Origin of the sequence: Enterobacter huaxiensis, assembly GCF_003594935.2 — a bacterium.
GTDB lineage: Bacteria > Pseudomonadota > Gammaproteobacteria > Enterobacterales > Enterobacteriaceae > Enterobacter > Enterobacter huaxiensis.
Window position 1 is genome coordinate 2,124,089 of the sequence record NZ_CP043342.1, and the last position, 13,969, is coordinate 2,138,057.

Here is a 13,969-nt window from a genome sequence, read left to right on the forward strand (position 1 = left end):
TGGGCACGTTTTACAGCAACGGGCTGAAGAAGTAAAACAGTCGTTCGGCAATTCTCTGCCACAGCGGACGTTTCACCCACAGTCTTGCATCCAGCAGACGGGAGCGGGAGATATAGTCGTCCTGAACCGCCGCCAGATCGCCGCCGAAGCCGGCGTCATCGATCACCAGGGTTATTTCAAAGTTCAGCCACAGGCTGCGCATATCCAGGTTAACGGTACCCACCAGGCTCAGTTCACCGTCGACCAGCACGCTCTTAGTGTGCAGCAGGCCACCTTCAAACTGGTAGATTTTCACCCCGGCAGCAAGCAGCTCGCTGAAGAACGCCCGGCTTGCCCACCCCACCAGCAGCGAATCGTTTTTGCGCGGCATAATAATGCTCACATCGACCCCGCGCTGCGCGGCGGTACAGATGGCGTGCAGCAGATCGTCGCTCGGCACGAAGTAGGGCGTTGTCATGATCAGGTACTCACGCGCGGAGTAGGCCGCGGTAAGCAACGCCTGATGGATCAGGTCTTCGGGGAATCCCGGCCCGGAAGCGATAGTGTGAATGGTATGCCCGCTGGCCTCTTCAAACGGCATGATATTGCCGTCGGGCGGCGGAGGCAAAATGCGTTTTCCGGTTTCGATTTCCCAGTCGCAGGAATAAACGATCCCCATTGATGTTGCGACGGGTCCCTCCATGCGCGCCATGAGGTCGATCCACTGTCCGACACCGGAGTCCTGCTTGAAGAAGCGAGGGTCAACCATGTTCATGCTGCCGGTGTAGGCAATATAGTTATCGATCAGGATCATCTTGCGGTGCTGGCGCAGGTCCATACGGCGCAGGAAAACGCGCAGCAGGTTCACCTTTAGCGCCTCGACTACTTCAATCCCGGCATTACGCATCATGCTTGCCCACGGGCTGCGGAAAAACGCAACGCTGCCCGCGGAATCCAGCATCAGGCGGCAATGGATGCCCCGTCGCGCGGCGGCCATCAGCGATTCCGCTACCTGATCCGCCATGCCGCCCGGTTGCCAGATATAAAACACCATCTCGATATTGTGGCGAGCAAGCTGTATATCCCGTATTAGCGCCTGCATAACGTCATCAGAAGAGGTCATTAACTGCAGCTGATTGCCTTTAACGCCCGCAATGCCCTGGCGACGTTCGCAGAGTTTAAATAGCGATGAGGCAACGCTGCTGTTCTCTTCAGCAAAGATGTGCTTGCAGGCTTTGAGATCGTTAAGCCATTTTGCCGTCGAGGGCCACATGGCGCGGGCACGTTCGGCGCGGCGTTTGCCCAGGTGGAGCTCGCCAAACGAGAGATAGGCAATAATGCCCACCAGCGGCAGAATGTAGATAATCAGAAGCCAGGCCATGGCAGAAGGGACGGCCCGGCGCTTCATCAGGATGCGTAACGTCACCCCCGCGATTATTAGCCAGTATCCCAAAATGACCAGCCAACTCACCACGGTGTAGAAGGTTGTCATAGGTAAAAAATCCTTTTGAAAGCGTATTGTTATGAGTGTACGCATCAGGATTCATCTGGCAAATAAAAACGGCAGATAAAACGCTGGTTTGCTGCAGGGTTGGGTTTATAATGACGTTTCTGTTAGAGGAAGAGTTGTAGACATGAAGCGCAGTAGAACAGAAGTAGGGCGCTGGCGCATGTTGCGACAGGTGAGCCGTCGTAAGGCTCGTTGGCTGGAAGCACAATCCCGCCGCAATATGCGTATACACGCCATCAGAAAATGTGGGCTGAGCAGACACCGTAACGCGTTGCTGTTTGCAGTTCAGGATATCTGAGAACCAAGAGGGCACCGTCAAGGTGCCCACTGTTTATACAGGGACTATCAATTTTCGCACTCTTTTCCCGCCTCGTTCCACGCTATAATGTGCTCGCCTTACACCATGAAATTATAAAATGAATCCATATCTCTGGGTATTTATTGTGCTTTTAGCGCTGGACGCGCTCAGGGAAAATTTAGGGCTGTCGTCACTTCTCTCTCTGGCTGAGTCTATTTTTGCCTGGGTGATACAGTCGCTTAACTAAAAGGAACAAGGGATGAAGGGAAAAGCGATCGCTGTAATCCTTGGGATTGCGGTATTAAGTGGCTGTGCCGGTACAAAAACTTCACCAGAAAGGCACGCGTATTATTTTGTCTCGCACAAAACCAGCTTCACTGGCGGTAATTTTACCTCTAGCGTGCCTGAAAATTACCGGCTGAACGTTCCGCAGTTCCGCGAGCTTAATGCACGGGGAAAAGCTGACCGTGCTGAAGGACGCACGCTGGCGGAAGCTAACGAATACGCACAAAGCATTCGTGACCAGCTGAAGGAAAATGCGAAATCTCAGCAGTCCTTCTCAGGCAATGCGAATGATAAATGGTCTTCGGATATGGATATGAAGGATGCCATTCTCTTTGGGAACGAACTAGCCGCGACTTATCTTGACGGCTATAACGGCGTACAATAGCGCGACTGATTTTGGGGATACCGTTTTGCAGCGGTATTCTCGTTGTTTTTTAGCAAAAGGAGGGAGAAGTGTTTACGGAGTTTGGAGTACTGAATTTCTGGACCTATGTCGTCGGCGCGTTTTTCATCGTGCTGGTTCCCGGTCCGAATACCCTGTTTGTGCTGAAAACAGGGATTGGTCATGGGGTTAAAAAAGGTTACCTCGCGGCTACCGGTGTGTTCATCGGCGATGCCGTTCTGATGTTTCTGGCCTGGGCTGGCGTCGCCGCACTGATCCAGACCACACCCGTTCTGTTCAATATTGTTCGCTACCTTGGCGCGTTCTATCTTCTGTGGCTCGGCGGGAAAATGCTGTGGTCGGTAATTACTCATAAGAGCAACGCGCACGAGGGCGGTACCGAACCGGCAAGCATGATCATGAAACGCTCGCTGGTGTTGAGCCTGACGAATCCAAAGGCGATTCTCTTTTACGTTTCGTTCTTCGTGCAGTTTATTGATGTACGCGCGGAAAACACCGGCACCTCATTCCTGATCCTTGCCACCACGCTGGAATTGATTAGCTTTATGTATATGAGCTTCCTGATCTTCTCCGGGGCATTTGTCACTCGTTACCTTAAAACGAAAAAGAAACTGGCAAAGCTGGGGAACGGGCTGATTGGCCTGCTGTTCGTGGGGTTTGCGGCAAGGCTGGCGTCGCTGCATTGATTTTGTTAAAGGCTCCTGAGGGAGCCTTTTTTAATATCAGAACACTTTCTTATAAGGTCGTACCGTTACCTTTGCGTAAACGCCGGCGGCAACATAGGGGTCGGCTTCTGCCCAGGCGTTGGCGGCTTCGAGAGACTCGAACTCGGCAATCACCGTTGATCCTGCAAAACCCGCAGCGCCGGGATCGTTGCTGTCGACGGCAGGCATCGGACCTGCGGTAACCAATCTGCCTTCATCCTGCAAAAGCTGCAGGCGCGCCAGGTGGGCAGGGCGCACGGAGAGACGTTTTTCCAGGGAATCAGCGACATCTTCGGAATAAATCACGTAAAGCACGGTGAAGCTCCTTAACCGTTAAAAGTGTCGTTTACGTTATGTGAAAGCTGAAATGTCTGCAATGTAAAGATAGAAACAATGTTAATACCCTGATCTGGATGCGCCTTTTTTAGCCTCTCTTGCGCTTAAATTGCGTCAGAACAAAGTGTCTTATTGAATATGATTGCTATTTGCATTTAAAATCACAGTTCGGTTTTTTAACGTTGATGATTATGACTTCGATGACCCTGGATTTACCTCGCCGCTTTCCATGGCCGACACTGCTGTCAGTCGTTATTCACGGTGCTGTCGTGGCAGGTCTGCTCTATACTTCGGTTCATCAGGTTATTGAAATGCCAGCGCCCGCGCAGCCAATTTCTGTGACCATGGTATCGCCCGCAGATCTTGAACCGCCGCAGGTTACGCCTCCACCGCCAGAGCCGGTTGCTGAACCCGAGCCAGAGCCAGAACCGATTCCGGAGCCACCTAAAGAAGCCCCGGTAGTGATCCACAAACCGGAGCCGAAGCCAAAACCTAAGCCGAAGCCAAAACCGGTGAAGAAGGTCGAGGAACGCCCGAAACGTGAAGAACGTCCGGTAGAGCCTCGCGCGACGCAGCCTGTCGAGAATGCTGCGCCATCACGTCCGGTAATGAATAATTCTCCGACGGCCGCTAAGCCGACGGTTACGGCTCCTGCCGGTCCGCGCGCTCTGAGTCGTAACCAGCCGCAGTATCCGTCACGAGCCCAGGCACTGCGTATTGAAGGACGAGTACGTGTGAAGTTTGACGTTACGTCGGACGGTCGCGTTGAGAACGTTGAAATTCTGTCTGCCCAGCCTTCTAATATGTTTGAGCGCGACGTGAAATCGGCGATGCGCAAATGGCGTTATGAACCCGGAAAGCCCGGTCGCGGATTGATTGTGAACATTGTCTTCCGCCTGAACGGCGGGGCACAGATGGAATAAAAAAAGCCTCCGAAAGGAGGCTTTTTTTTGCCTGACGATCAGGCTTTAGGGAACTGCCGAGGTTTACCCTCGTTGTCGACCGCCACGTAAATAAACAGCGCTTCTGTAGCTTTGTAACGCTGTCCAATCGGTTCGGATGAAACCTTCTTCACCCACACTTCGATATTGATGGAGATTGACGTGTTGCCGCGTTTAACGCATCGCGCATAGCAGCACACCACATCACCCACGGCCACCGGACGCAGGAAGGTCATACCGTCTACCCGGACCGTCACCACTCTCCCGTGCGCAATCTCTTTTGCCAGGATTGCGCCTCCCATATCCATTTGCGACATTAACCAGCCGCCAAAAATATCGCCGTTGGCATTCGTATCCGCAGGCATTGCCAGCGTGCGTAAAACCAGTTCGCCCTGAGGGGCGTCGTTTATTGTCATTGTTTTTAACTCGTAACTGAAGACTTCAGGCGGGATGCTACTATGAATCGTGGCTATAGAGAATAGGGTATAGCGCCCGCACAGCGGGCGCTTGAGGGTTAGAAGGAAAGGGTTACGCCTGCATAGTATGCGCGGCCGGGTTCGTTGTAGGTCGATGCGCCGTCATTTTCTCGGTAGATCTGCTTATCAAACAGGTTGCTAATCCCGGCGTTCAGGCGCAGTTTTTTAGTGAGCTGATATTGGCTGCCAATCCCGACGATGGAATACGCGCCGATCTCTTTATCTGACATGGCGCCTTTCTCATTGCGAATTTCAGCATTTTCACGCGGCTTCTGGCGTCCGTACATTGTCCAGCTGACGTTCGCTGAAAGCTTGCTGTTAACCTCCCAGTCGAGCATCGTGTTGACGGTATATTTGGGGATAATCGACAGCGGGTTGCCGGTGTCTTTATTTTCAGACTGGATCATATATGTCGCATTGGTACGCCAGGTAAGCGCGTCGCGGATAACCGGTACGGTCAGATTCCCTTCCAGCCCCTCAACCACGGCTTTTCCGCCATTCTCCCACTGGAGAATATTCACGCCGCTGCTCGTCTGGCCCAGTACGTCAGTGCCTGAAACGATCTTGTTCTTGTAATCATTTCGGAACCAGGTGATGCCTGCCTCGTATCCTTCCAGCGCAAAGGCCAGGCCAATCTCTTTGTTAACGCTGATTTCAGGATCCAAATCCGGATTACCTAGCAGGTAACAGCTTCCCTCGCTAACGTTCGTCGGACAGCCGTTGCCGCGGGTCGAAAGTAAATACCCTTCGCTTGACTGGTAAAGGTTAGGCGCTTTAAACACCCGGGCGATGCCCGCCTTAACCTTGAACATTTCGCCGAGATCCTGGGAAACGTTCAGGCTGGGGCTCCAGTTGCTGCCGAATGCGTTGTGATAATCAAAGCGGATCCCGGGAATGAGGTTGGTGCCCTGGCGCGCTTCAATATTGTCCTCAAGATAGATGCCGGTGAGGTCAGCGCTGTTTTTGCTGTTGCGCTCGGACGCCGTGCCTGGAACGCCGTTAATCACTTCCCCGGAGACGTTTGTCGCCTGCATGGAGGCAGGGTCATTAAGCTCATCGCGGTTCCACTCTGCTCCGACCGTCAGAGTCTGTTCAACCAGCCAGAACAGCGGAATGTTCAGCTCTCCGGTTGTACGGTATGACTCGAGCCGGCTGGTGTTGTACTTGTCGCTATTGATCATCCCCTCAACTTTGCCCGTTGAGCCTTCCTCCAGGCGGGTATTATTGGTCTTCTCATAATAGACGCCGACCTTTGACTGGCCCCAGTCCCAGATCCCGTTGTGGGTCAGGCCATAGCTCTGGCGGTACATGCGGTTGGTTTCGTGCCCATACAGGGACGAGACGACGCCATTGGGGCTAAGGTTGCCGTTGCTGTACTGGGTATCGCCTGCATAGATGTTGCCCTGGCGGCTGTAGCCGTAATCAAAATCGATAATCTGCAGCGGTGTGAGTTTCCAGGAGAGCAGGGCGTTGATGTCTTTATTGCGTACGCCTTCGCGCCCGGCGGCATAGGAGCCATTTTGTGCCGTGTTGATATCCTGAGCGTCCGCGTCGGTTTTATTGATGTTCCCGTACAGGCGCATGGTCAGCGCATCGCCTGCTAACGGCCCGTTGATATCAAAATTTGCGCGCCTGGTCGCCCCCTCTTTGTCATTTTCGGGCTGATTGGTGTAAAGGGAGAGCGAGCCGTGCCAGTCTGTGGTCGGGCGTTTAGTAATAATGTTGACGACGCCCCCGGCAGCGCCCGAACCATAGCGGGCGGCTGCAGGCCCACGAAGCACCTCAATGCGCTCGACCATTTCTGGCGGTACCCAGTTCGTATCACCGCGGCTATCGCGCTCGCCGCGCCAGCTGTAGCGTACCGAGTTGCGGGAGGTTACCGGAACACCGTCAATCAGAATCAGGGTATTCTCCGGTCCCATGCCGCGAATGTCTATCTGACGGTTATTACCACGGCTGCCCGTCGCGCTGTTACCGGTGAGGTTAACCCCGGGCATTTTGCGAATAATTTCTGACAGGTCGTTAACCAGTGGATCTTTCTCAATGTCCTTTGCCGTGATGATGGAAACCCCGGGCTGTTGCTTCAGCGCTTCTTCGGCAGTCGCCTGAACGACCATGGTTTCACCCTCGGCGAGGGTATCATCTGCTGCGTGCGCGCCATGGCTTAATGCCGTAAGAATGGCCAACGTAAGTGAAGCGGGGGCAAATCTTATTATATTGTTCATCAACTCATTTCCATTTGTTAAAAATGCGATGAAGAATATTAATGATAGTGATTCTCATTACAATAAAGTGACAGCAATCTCCACAAAATCTTCATGATTCAGACATTGTTGAAGAAGACGGTTTAGATTGTGAAAGGAAAGAGGAGAAGGCCAGACCGTGCCGCGATCTGGCCAGGAACATCAGTTTTTATCGTCCTGAGGCATGTGTCGGTAGATATAGACGCCACTTAACAGCGTGAAGATAAGCGTCAGCGCCGTGAGACCGAAGACTTTAAAATTGACCCAAATATTCTGCGGCAGCCAGAAAGCGATGTAGATATTGGCCAGGCCACAGAGGATAAAGAACACAGCCCAGGCGATATTCAGACGGGACCAGACCTCCTGCGGCAGCGTCAGCTCTTTACCCAGCATGCGCTGGATCAGCGGCTTTTTCATCACCCACTGGCTGATCAGCAATGCGCCCGCAAACAGCGCATAAATCACCGTGACCTTCCACTTGATGAACTCATCGTTGTGGAAAAACAACGTCAGGCCACCAAAGACGGCGACCATAAGGAACGTGATCAGCGCCATTTTTTCAACTTTGCGATAACGAACCCAGCTGTAGATCAGCACGATGGCGGTAGCGATAATCAGCGCCGTCGTTCCGGCATAAATGTCATACAGCTTGTAAAACGCGAAAAAGACGACCAGCGGTAAAAAATCAAGAAACTGCTTCATTCTGCGATCCCAGTTACTGACGAATTAACATATACAGGCGGAACAAGTAGACCAGCAGAACTGCTGAAATCAGGTTGCTCAGCGTATTGGCAACGACCGCGCCGACGTTTGGCGTTAATACAGCGAAATTCGGTGCAAATAACAGCAGCAGCGTTTTGGCAAGAAGCCAGCCGATAACGGCCGGTGCCACCAGACGCATATTCGCCCACGCCAGCCTCATGCTGCTGCGCATGGCGGTAAAAATACCCATTTTGTCCTGCACAACCATGATTGGGGCGAAAGAGAGCACGATGGCCAGTAACACGCCCGGTACCACGACCAGCATAATCCCCATCTGAACCAGCAGAGTGGTCAGGAAGATGAGGATAAACAGTTTGGGTAAGACGGGGGCGCTGGCACCAATCGCACGAAGAGCACTGATACGTTGTCCTGCTGAAACCAGCTGAATCATCAGCAGGACACCGCCCGCCAGAACCGCATTCCCGATCAGACCCGAAAACGTGGACGCAGCGGATGCCCGCAACAGGATTTGCTGCTGCTCCGGCGTCATGTTCTGCACAAGGTCAAACAAACCTACGCTGCCTGCAAGATGATCCCCCTGGCTCAGGCTGGCTATCTGTTCATCACTGGGTGAGAACGCATGACCCAGCACCACCGTAATAAAGGCGCACAACAACGCGATCAGTAAAAAGGTAATGAACTGATTGCGGAAAAAATTTCCCGTGTCACGGTAGACAGACTTCGCCGTGATAGACATGCACTCTCCTTGAGTATTGCAGGTGTTAATTAGCCGGCAATTGTACACCGGATAGGACGCTGGTGGCAGCATCAAGGCTTGTATGGAAAAGCATATCTTTGTAAAGCAGGAGTAATCCAGCAATTCATGAGCGCATCAAGATTCGCGTTGAGTCAACGTTCGTAAAAATTAATCTGGATCAATAAATGTTAAGTTACTGGTTTTAATGTGATCCAGGTTAGATCACTTATTACTTATTTGTAGGTATATTCACCTCCGCTATTAAAACCACAACGATGGAGCGGATATGAAAAAATTAGCGGTGGCAGCCCTTGTCTTAAGCAGTCTCTCTGGCGGCGCGTACGCGCATGAAGCAGGCGAATTCTTTATTCGTGCCGGTTCGGCAACGGCGCGTCCAACGGAAGGCTCAGACAGCGTGCTGGGAATGGGCGGTTTTAACGTCAGCAACAATACCCAGCTGGGCTTGACTTTCACCTACATGGCAACGGATAACGTTGGCGTCGAGCTTCTTGCGGCCACGCCTTTCCGTCACCGCGTTGGCTTAGGGCCGACCGGAGACATCGCCACGGTGCACCATTTACCGCCAACGCTGATGGCGCAGTGGTACTTTGGTGATTCCAGCAGCAAGGTCCGCCCGTATATTGGCGCAGGCGTGAACTACACAACCTTCTTTGATGAGAAATTTAACGATACCGGCAAGGCTGCCGGGCTGTCTGACCTCAGCCTGAAGGACTCATGGGGCGTGGCGGGACAGGCCGGGGTGGATTATCTGATTAACCGCGACTGGTTAATCAACGCCTCGGTCTGGTATATGGATATCGACACTGACGTCCGCTTTAAGGCGGGCGGCGAGCAGCAGAGCATTAGCACTCGCCTGGATCCGTGGGTATTTATGTTCTCGGCGGGTTATCGTTTCTAATCAGAAAGATTCAGCTGGCCGCATTGCGGCCAGTTTTCATTCAGAACGAGGGAAAAACAGGTCTTTCATCCAGCTTTGCGCAGTGCCTGAGCTGCGATTCGCCATCATATAAGTAGCTGAAGGCATCGCTTGAAATAGAATGGAACAAAATATCACCGTTCGCGAACGGAATGATTTCCGTATCTCCGGAACGCTTGTGTCCTGCGCCGGTTTCAAAATTACCGCGCCATTTTTCCTGAGTATGTCCATATACGTGCAGGATAACTTCCACCAGCCCTCTGTCAGGGCAGTTCAATCGTAGAAGCGTTGAAGAGAAATTCAGAGACGAAGCGTGAAGCGGAACCAAAAGTATAAAGCACAGCAAAACTCTAAAAAACATTAACCCAACAAAACCTTACTCAAACCAGACGTGAGATTTTACTTAGGTAAAAAAAAGATGCTTTGCCGTGGATCAATAACACATATTTTTCAAGAAGATGGCCGCTTTAGCTGAAGCCAGCGCCTGATAATCCAACGATATATCCCTGTTAGCCTGATAATTACGGTATGGTGGTTCTTCAATACATCTGGATGGAGGGGATATCCCCAACATTAAATTTGAGTGTCCGGTATGTGCGGGAAAACATTTTCATTTCACCCGTTTTAGCACAACACATAACCAACCTCATGGTGCAGTTTGCTCAGTCTGCGGAACGCGGCTCACCACACATTCTTGCCTCCCGAAACTAAAGCGACGACGGTGGCTGAAGCCAGTGATTTAAATTAAAGGCCTCCCCAGAGGCCTTTTTTGATCGCGGCGTTACTTTTGAATCAAATACCGAATGGTGGGGCCATCCTGCTGTATATCGAGCACGGTGTAACCGTGGTTTTTAGCATCCAGCGGAATGTTATTAATGGACTGCGGACAGTCGCTCACCACTTCCAGTATTTCACCTTTTTTCAGCTGCGGTAGCGCTTCAAGGGTGGCAACGGCCGGATAAGGGCAGGGTTCACCCACCATATCAAGCCGGTAATCAGGCACAATCTCTTTCATGCAGCGTTCTCCTGCGTTTCAGTTTTAACAGCGGCACGGCGAAAGAAGCGTTTCTCCTGCGCAACTACCAGTAAAAAGGCGATCAGTAAAAGGGCATAGGTCACCATGTGGCCGCCAAGTGGTCCAAAGGTGTTAAGCAGGTTGACCTTGTCCCAGTTCGTGGCCAGGACGGGAGACAAGTCATCCCAGTAGTACGCCAGGATCGTAGAGCCAATTACATTCCCCAGACCTACCCACCAGTAATGTACCTGGCCTTCAACGGCGCGATACATCCAGCCGGTTTCACATCCGCCTGCCAGCACAATGCCAAAGCCGAACAGCAGCCCACCGATTACGGCATTCGGGCCGGCCCACATGATTTTCGGTTCCACGCCAAGCTGCACGTAGCTGAAGATACCGATTGCGCTGACGGCCATCCCGGCAATAATGGCTTTTGCCATCATGGTGCGCCCGGTGATCCACATGTCGCGAAACGCTGAGGTAAAGCAAATCTGTGCACGTTCGATCAGCAGACCGAAGCCTACGCCAAATAACATCGCAAGGCCCAGCTTGGGTTGGTTGAGCGCGGTGCAAATAGCCCAGGCAACCATGGCGAAAAAGACCAGCATACCCAGCCGGAAGCGGCGGCGCGCCTGCGCAGGTTTCTGCGTTAAGGGCGATGCGGCGCTGACTTTGGTCATTTTTACCGGAATACGGAAAAACGGCAGCAGCGTGAATTTTGCGCCGAAGTAAGAGCCAATCGCGGTTGCGACGGCAAAGAACCAGGCGTGAAGAGAAAACTGCGGAATGCCGGTAAAGAAGGCGGCAAGGTTACAGCCCATAGCCAGACGTGCGCCAAATCCGGCGATGATCCCACCGACAACCGCCTGCAAAATACGAACACGGCTTTTCGGCATTCTCAACTTAACGTTGTTTGCCCACAGCGCCGCCGCGAAGCACCCGCCAAACATACCGATAATCATCATCCCGTCGATTCGCGTCAGCGGCGTGCCGTCCAGATGAATCAGTTTGAAATATCCCCACTCTTCGGCGTGCACGCCCGCCAGCTGCAGCAGCTGCCCGCCCCAGCGGGTAAATTCGCCGGTGACGGCCCAGAAGGTGCCGGTAATTCCGAAATAATAAGTAGATAAAATGCCCGCCGCGATAACGGCCGGAACAGGTGACCAGAACTTAACCAGGTAAGTCTGCTTGAAGTGATGCCATGACATGTGTAAGCCTCTGAACTCAGAAGGTATCAACAGAAAGAAACCGAATCATACGCTTACGTCAGAGTTTGAAAAGCCAGTCACGCCGAGAATATCGATGCGATCAATTTTCACATAACCCTTAAGGAGGGGAAGAAGAAACCGTCTGGCAGAAGCGCCAGACGGGCTATAGCATCAGGCCTTACGGGTTGCCGCTTTCATCTCGGTCACGAATGTTTTCAGCTCAGGCAGCATCTGCTCTGGTTTATCCACGTTCTTTTCGATGATTTTCACAATTGCGGAACCGGAAATGGCGCCGGCTGCCTTCGCATCAATTGCCGCAGTAACCTGCTCCGGAGAAGAGATACCGAAGCCCTGCAGAGGCGGCGCCGCGTGATACTCGGCCAGTTTTTCCACCAGATGGTGCAGCGGCATCGCAGCTTTATTCTCTGCGCCGGTCACACCTGCACGGGAGAGCAGGTAGGTATACCCGCGACCATAGGAGGCAATCTGGCGCAGCAGTTCGTCATCGGCGTTTGGCGGGCAGATGAAAATCGGCGCGACGTTATGGCGCATCGCAGCCTGACGGAAAGGCGCTGACTCCTCAACAGGTACGTCGGCCACCAGCACGGAGTCGACGCCCACGCGTGCGCACTCGGCATAAAACTCATCGATGCCACGGCTAAACACCAGGTTGGCATACATCAGCAGGCCAATCGGAATGGTCGGGTGCTTCTGACGAATGGTCGCCAGCATTTCGAAACACTGTGTAGGCGTAACGCCTGCAGCGAACGCGCGCAGCGTCGCGTTCTGGATAGTCGGACCATCGGCCAGCGGATCGGAGAACGGGATACCCAGCTCCAGCGCATCGGCACCCGCTTCAATCAGGGTATCGATAATTTTCAGCGACTGCGCCGGGCCCGGATCGCCCAGGGTTACGAAGGGAACGAACGCGCCTTCCTGGCGAGCCTTCAGCTGTGCAAATGCATTATCGTAGCGTTCCATCAGATTTCCCCTCGTGCTTTCAGAATATCGTGAACGGTGAAGATATCTTTGTCACCGCGGCCGGAAAGGTTCACCACCAGCAGCTGTTCTTTTTCCGGGTTCTCTTTAATCATTTTCAGCGCATGCGCCAGAGCGTGTGAAGACTCCAGCGCCGGGATAATCCCTTCGTTGCGGCACAGGGTTTTAAAGGCTTCCAGCGCTTCATCATCGGTAATGGAAACATACTCCGCACGACCGGTGCTGTTCAGGTACGCATGCTGCGGCCCCACTGACGGGAAATCCAGACCGGCAGAAATGGAGTAAGATTCCTCAATCTGGCCTTCATCAGTCTGCATCATCGGGGATTTCATACCGAAATAAATCCCCACGCGGCCATGCTTCAGCGGCGCACCGTGCTCGCCGGATTCAATCCCGTGACCGGCAGGCTCAACGCCAATCAATCCGACGCGGGTATCGTCGATGAAGTCTGCAAACATGCCGATGGCGTTAGATCCGCCGCCGACGCAGGCGATCACCGCATCCGGCAGGCGCCCCTCTTTTTCAAGGATCTGCGCTTTTGTCTCTTCGCCGATCATGCGCTGGAATTCACGCACGATGGTCGGGAAGGGGTGCGGTCCTGCGGCTGTACCGAGCATATAGTGCGCGGTGTCGTAGCTGCCGGACCAGTCGCGCAGCGCTTCGTTACAGGCATCCTTCAGCGTCGCGGAGCCGCTGTGTACCGGGATCACTTCGGCACCCATCAGGCGCATACGGAACACGTTCGGGGACTGACGCTCAACGTCTTTCGCTCCCATGTAGATGCGGCATTTCAGGCCGAGCAGGGCGCTGGCAAGGGCTGACGCCACGCCGTGCTGTCCGGCACCGGTCTCAGCGATAATTTCGGTCTTGCCCATGCGTTTGGCGAGCAGCGCCTGCCCCAGCACCTGGTTGGTTTTGTGCGCGCCGCCGTGAAGGAGATCTTCACGCTTGAGGTACAGCGTGGTTTTTGTGCCTTCCGTCAGGTTCCGGCACTTGGTTAACGCGGTAGGGCGGCCCGCGTAGTTTTTTAGCAGGTCGGTAAATTCAGCCTGAAACGCCGGGTCTTTCTGCGCGCTCACAAACGCTTCTTCCAGCTGGCGCAGGGCAGGCATCAGGATCTGCGGAACGTACATTCCGCCGAACTCGCCAAAGTAGGGGTTTAATAATGTCGTCATC

The 13,969-nt window shown here is 53.3% G+C and carries 18 protein-coding genes and 1 pseudogene; 7 read left to right on the plus strand and 12 right to left on the minus strand.

The window, feature by feature from the left end; all coding sequences use genetic code 11:
- Positions 1-10: 10 nt before the first annotated feature.
- Complete coding sequence (gene cls / locus D5067_RS10130; protein ID WP_119937701.1) at positions 11-1,471, minus strand: cardiolipin synthase; 1,461 nt, start codon at positions 1,469-1,471, stop codon at positions 11-13.
- Positions 1,472-1,613: 142 nt separating this feature from the next.
- Here cls and D5067_RS10135 point away from each other — a divergent pair, with 142 nt between their 5' ends.
- From D5067_RS10135 to leuE, 4 genes are all read left to right on the plus strand, one after another.
- Positions 1,614-1,787 carry a YciY family protein gene (locus tag D5067_RS10135; RefSeq protein ID WP_125913554.1) on the plus strand — a complete coding sequence of 58 codons (174 nt, stop codon included), beginning with the start codon at positions 1,614-1,616 and terminating at the stop codon, positions 1,785-1,787.
- A 118-nt stretch (positions 1,788-1,905) separates the two neighbouring features.
- The gene (locus D5067_RS24150; RefSeq protein WP_210433807.1) at positions 1,906-2,034 is read left to right on the plus strand and encodes a KPN_01571 family protein; all 129 of its coding nucleotides are present in this window, start codon (positions 1,906-1,908) and stop codon (positions 2,032-2,034) included.
- 12 nt (positions 2,035-2,046) lie between these two features.
- Positions 2,047-2,457 (plus strand): Exc2 family lipoprotein, encoded by a 411-nt coding sequence (locus tag D5067_RS10140; protein WP_119937702.1) that lies wholly within the window; start codon positions 2,047-2,049, stop codon positions 2,455-2,457.
- Positions 2,458-2,525: 68 nt separating this feature from the next.
- On the plus strand, positions 2,526-3,161 hold the full coding sequence (gene leuE, locus D5067_RS10145; RefSeq protein ID WP_119937703.1) for a leucine efflux protein LeuE: 636 nt from the start codon (positions 2,526-2,528) through the stop codon (positions 3,159-3,161).
- 36 nt (positions 3,162-3,197) lie between these two features.
- Here the strand turns inward: leuE and D5067_RS10150 are convergent, their stop codons facing one another.
- Positions 3,198-3,494, minus strand: coding sequence for a YciI family protein (locus D5067_RS10150; protein WP_119937704.1), 297 nt, complete (start codon positions 3,492-3,494; stop codon positions 3,198-3,200).
- Between the two features lie 221 nt (positions 3,495-3,715).
- Between D5067_RS10150 and tonB the strand changes: the two genes are divergently transcribed.
- On the plus strand, positions 3,716-4,438 hold the full coding sequence (gene tonB / locus D5067_RS10155; RefSeq protein ID WP_119937705.1) for a TonB system transport protein TonB: 723 nt from the start codon (positions 3,716-3,718) through the stop codon (positions 4,436-4,438).
- Between the two features lie 38 nt (positions 4,439-4,476).
- On the opposite strand, the gene yciA is transcribed toward tonB, so the two are convergent.
- The 5 genes and pseudogenes from yciA to D5067_RS10180 form a co-directional block, all read right to left on the minus strand.
- Entirely contained in the window at positions 4,477-4,872 is a 396-nt protein-coding gene (gene yciA, locus D5067_RS10160; protein ID WP_119937706.1) for an acyl-CoA thioester hydrolase YciA, read from the minus strand.
- 98 nt (positions 4,873-4,970) lie between these two features.
- Positions 4,971-7,157: a TonB-dependent siderophore receptor gene (locus D5067_RS10165; protein ID WP_119937707.1), complete on the minus strand. Its 2,187-nt coding sequence runs from the start codon at positions 7,155-7,157 to the stop codon at positions 4,971-4,973.
- A 180-nt stretch (positions 7,158-7,337) separates the two neighbouring features.
- Positions 7,338-7,877 carry a septation protein A gene (locus D5067_RS10170; protein WP_119937708.1) on the minus strand — a complete coding sequence of 180 codons (540 nt, stop codon included), beginning with the start codon at positions 7,875-7,877 and terminating at the stop codon, positions 7,338-7,340.
- 13 nt (positions 7,878-7,890) lie between these two features.
- Positions 7,891-8,634 carry a YciC family protein gene (locus tag D5067_RS10175; protein ID WP_119937709.1) on the minus strand — a complete coding sequence of 248 codons (744 nt, stop codon included), beginning with the start codon at positions 8,632-8,634 and terminating at the stop codon, positions 7,891-7,893.
- A gap of 25 nt (positions 8,635-8,659) precedes the next feature.
- Positions 8,660-8,752, minus strand: a pseudogene (locus D5067_RS10180) (YkgJ family cysteine cluster protein); the annotation flags it as partial.
- Between the two features lie 168 nt (positions 8,753-8,920).
- Here D5067_RS10180 and ompW point away from each other — a divergent pair.
- On the plus strand, positions 8,921-9,553 hold the full coding sequence (gene ompW / locus D5067_RS10185) for an outer membrane protein OmpW (protein ID WP_119937710.1): 633 nt from the start codon (positions 8,921-8,923) through the stop codon (positions 9,551-9,553).
- Positions 9,554-9,593: 40 nt separating this feature from the next.
- Here ompW and D5067_RS10190 read toward each other — a convergent pair whose 3' ends face one another.
- On the minus strand, positions 9,594-9,824 hold the full coding sequence (locus tag D5067_RS10190; RefSeq protein ID WP_233606839.1) for a hypothetical protein: 231 nt from the start codon (positions 9,822-9,824) through the stop codon (positions 9,594-9,596).
- A gap of 319 nt (positions 9,825-10,143) precedes the next feature.
- On the opposite strand from D5067_RS10190, the gene ymcF reads away from it, so the two are divergent.
- Positions 10,144-10,314 (plus strand): cold shock small protein YmcF, encoded by a 171-nt coding sequence (gene ymcF / locus D5067_RS24235; protein ID WP_509161687.1) that lies wholly within the window; start codon positions 10,144-10,146, stop codon positions 10,312-10,314.
- Between the two features lie 38 nt (positions 10,315-10,352).
- On the opposite strand, the gene yedF is transcribed toward ymcF, so the two are convergent.
- The 4 genes from yedF to trpB all read right to left on the minus strand — a co-directional run bounded on the left by yedF (position 10,353) and on the right by trpB (position 13,968).
- Complete coding sequence (yedF, locus tag D5067_RS10195) at positions 10,353-10,586, minus strand: sulfurtransferase-like selenium metabolism protein YedF (protein ID WP_003856774.1); 234 nt, start codon at positions 10,584-10,586, stop codon at positions 10,353-10,355.
- Complete coding sequence (yedE, locus tag D5067_RS10200; RefSeq protein WP_119937712.1) at positions 10,583-11,794, minus strand: selenium metabolism membrane protein YedE/FdhT; 1,212 nt, start codon at positions 11,792-11,794, stop codon at positions 10,583-10,585. The genes yedF and yedE overlap by 4 nt, the downstream gene beginning before the upstream one ends.
- 171 nt (positions 11,795-11,965) lie before the next feature.
- Positions 11,966-12,775 (minus strand): tryptophan synthase subunit alpha, encoded by an 810-nt coding sequence (gene trpA / locus D5067_RS10205; RefSeq protein ID WP_119937713.1) that lies wholly within the window; start codon positions 12,773-12,775, stop codon positions 11,966-11,968.
- Positions 12,775-13,968: a tryptophan synthase subunit beta gene (gene trpB / locus D5067_RS10210; protein ID WP_119937714.1), complete on the minus strand. Its 1,194-nt coding sequence runs from the start codon at positions 13,966-13,968 to the stop codon at positions 12,775-12,777. Before trpB ends, trpA begins: the two co-directional genes overlap by 1 nt.
- Position 13,969 lies beyond the last annotated feature (1 nt).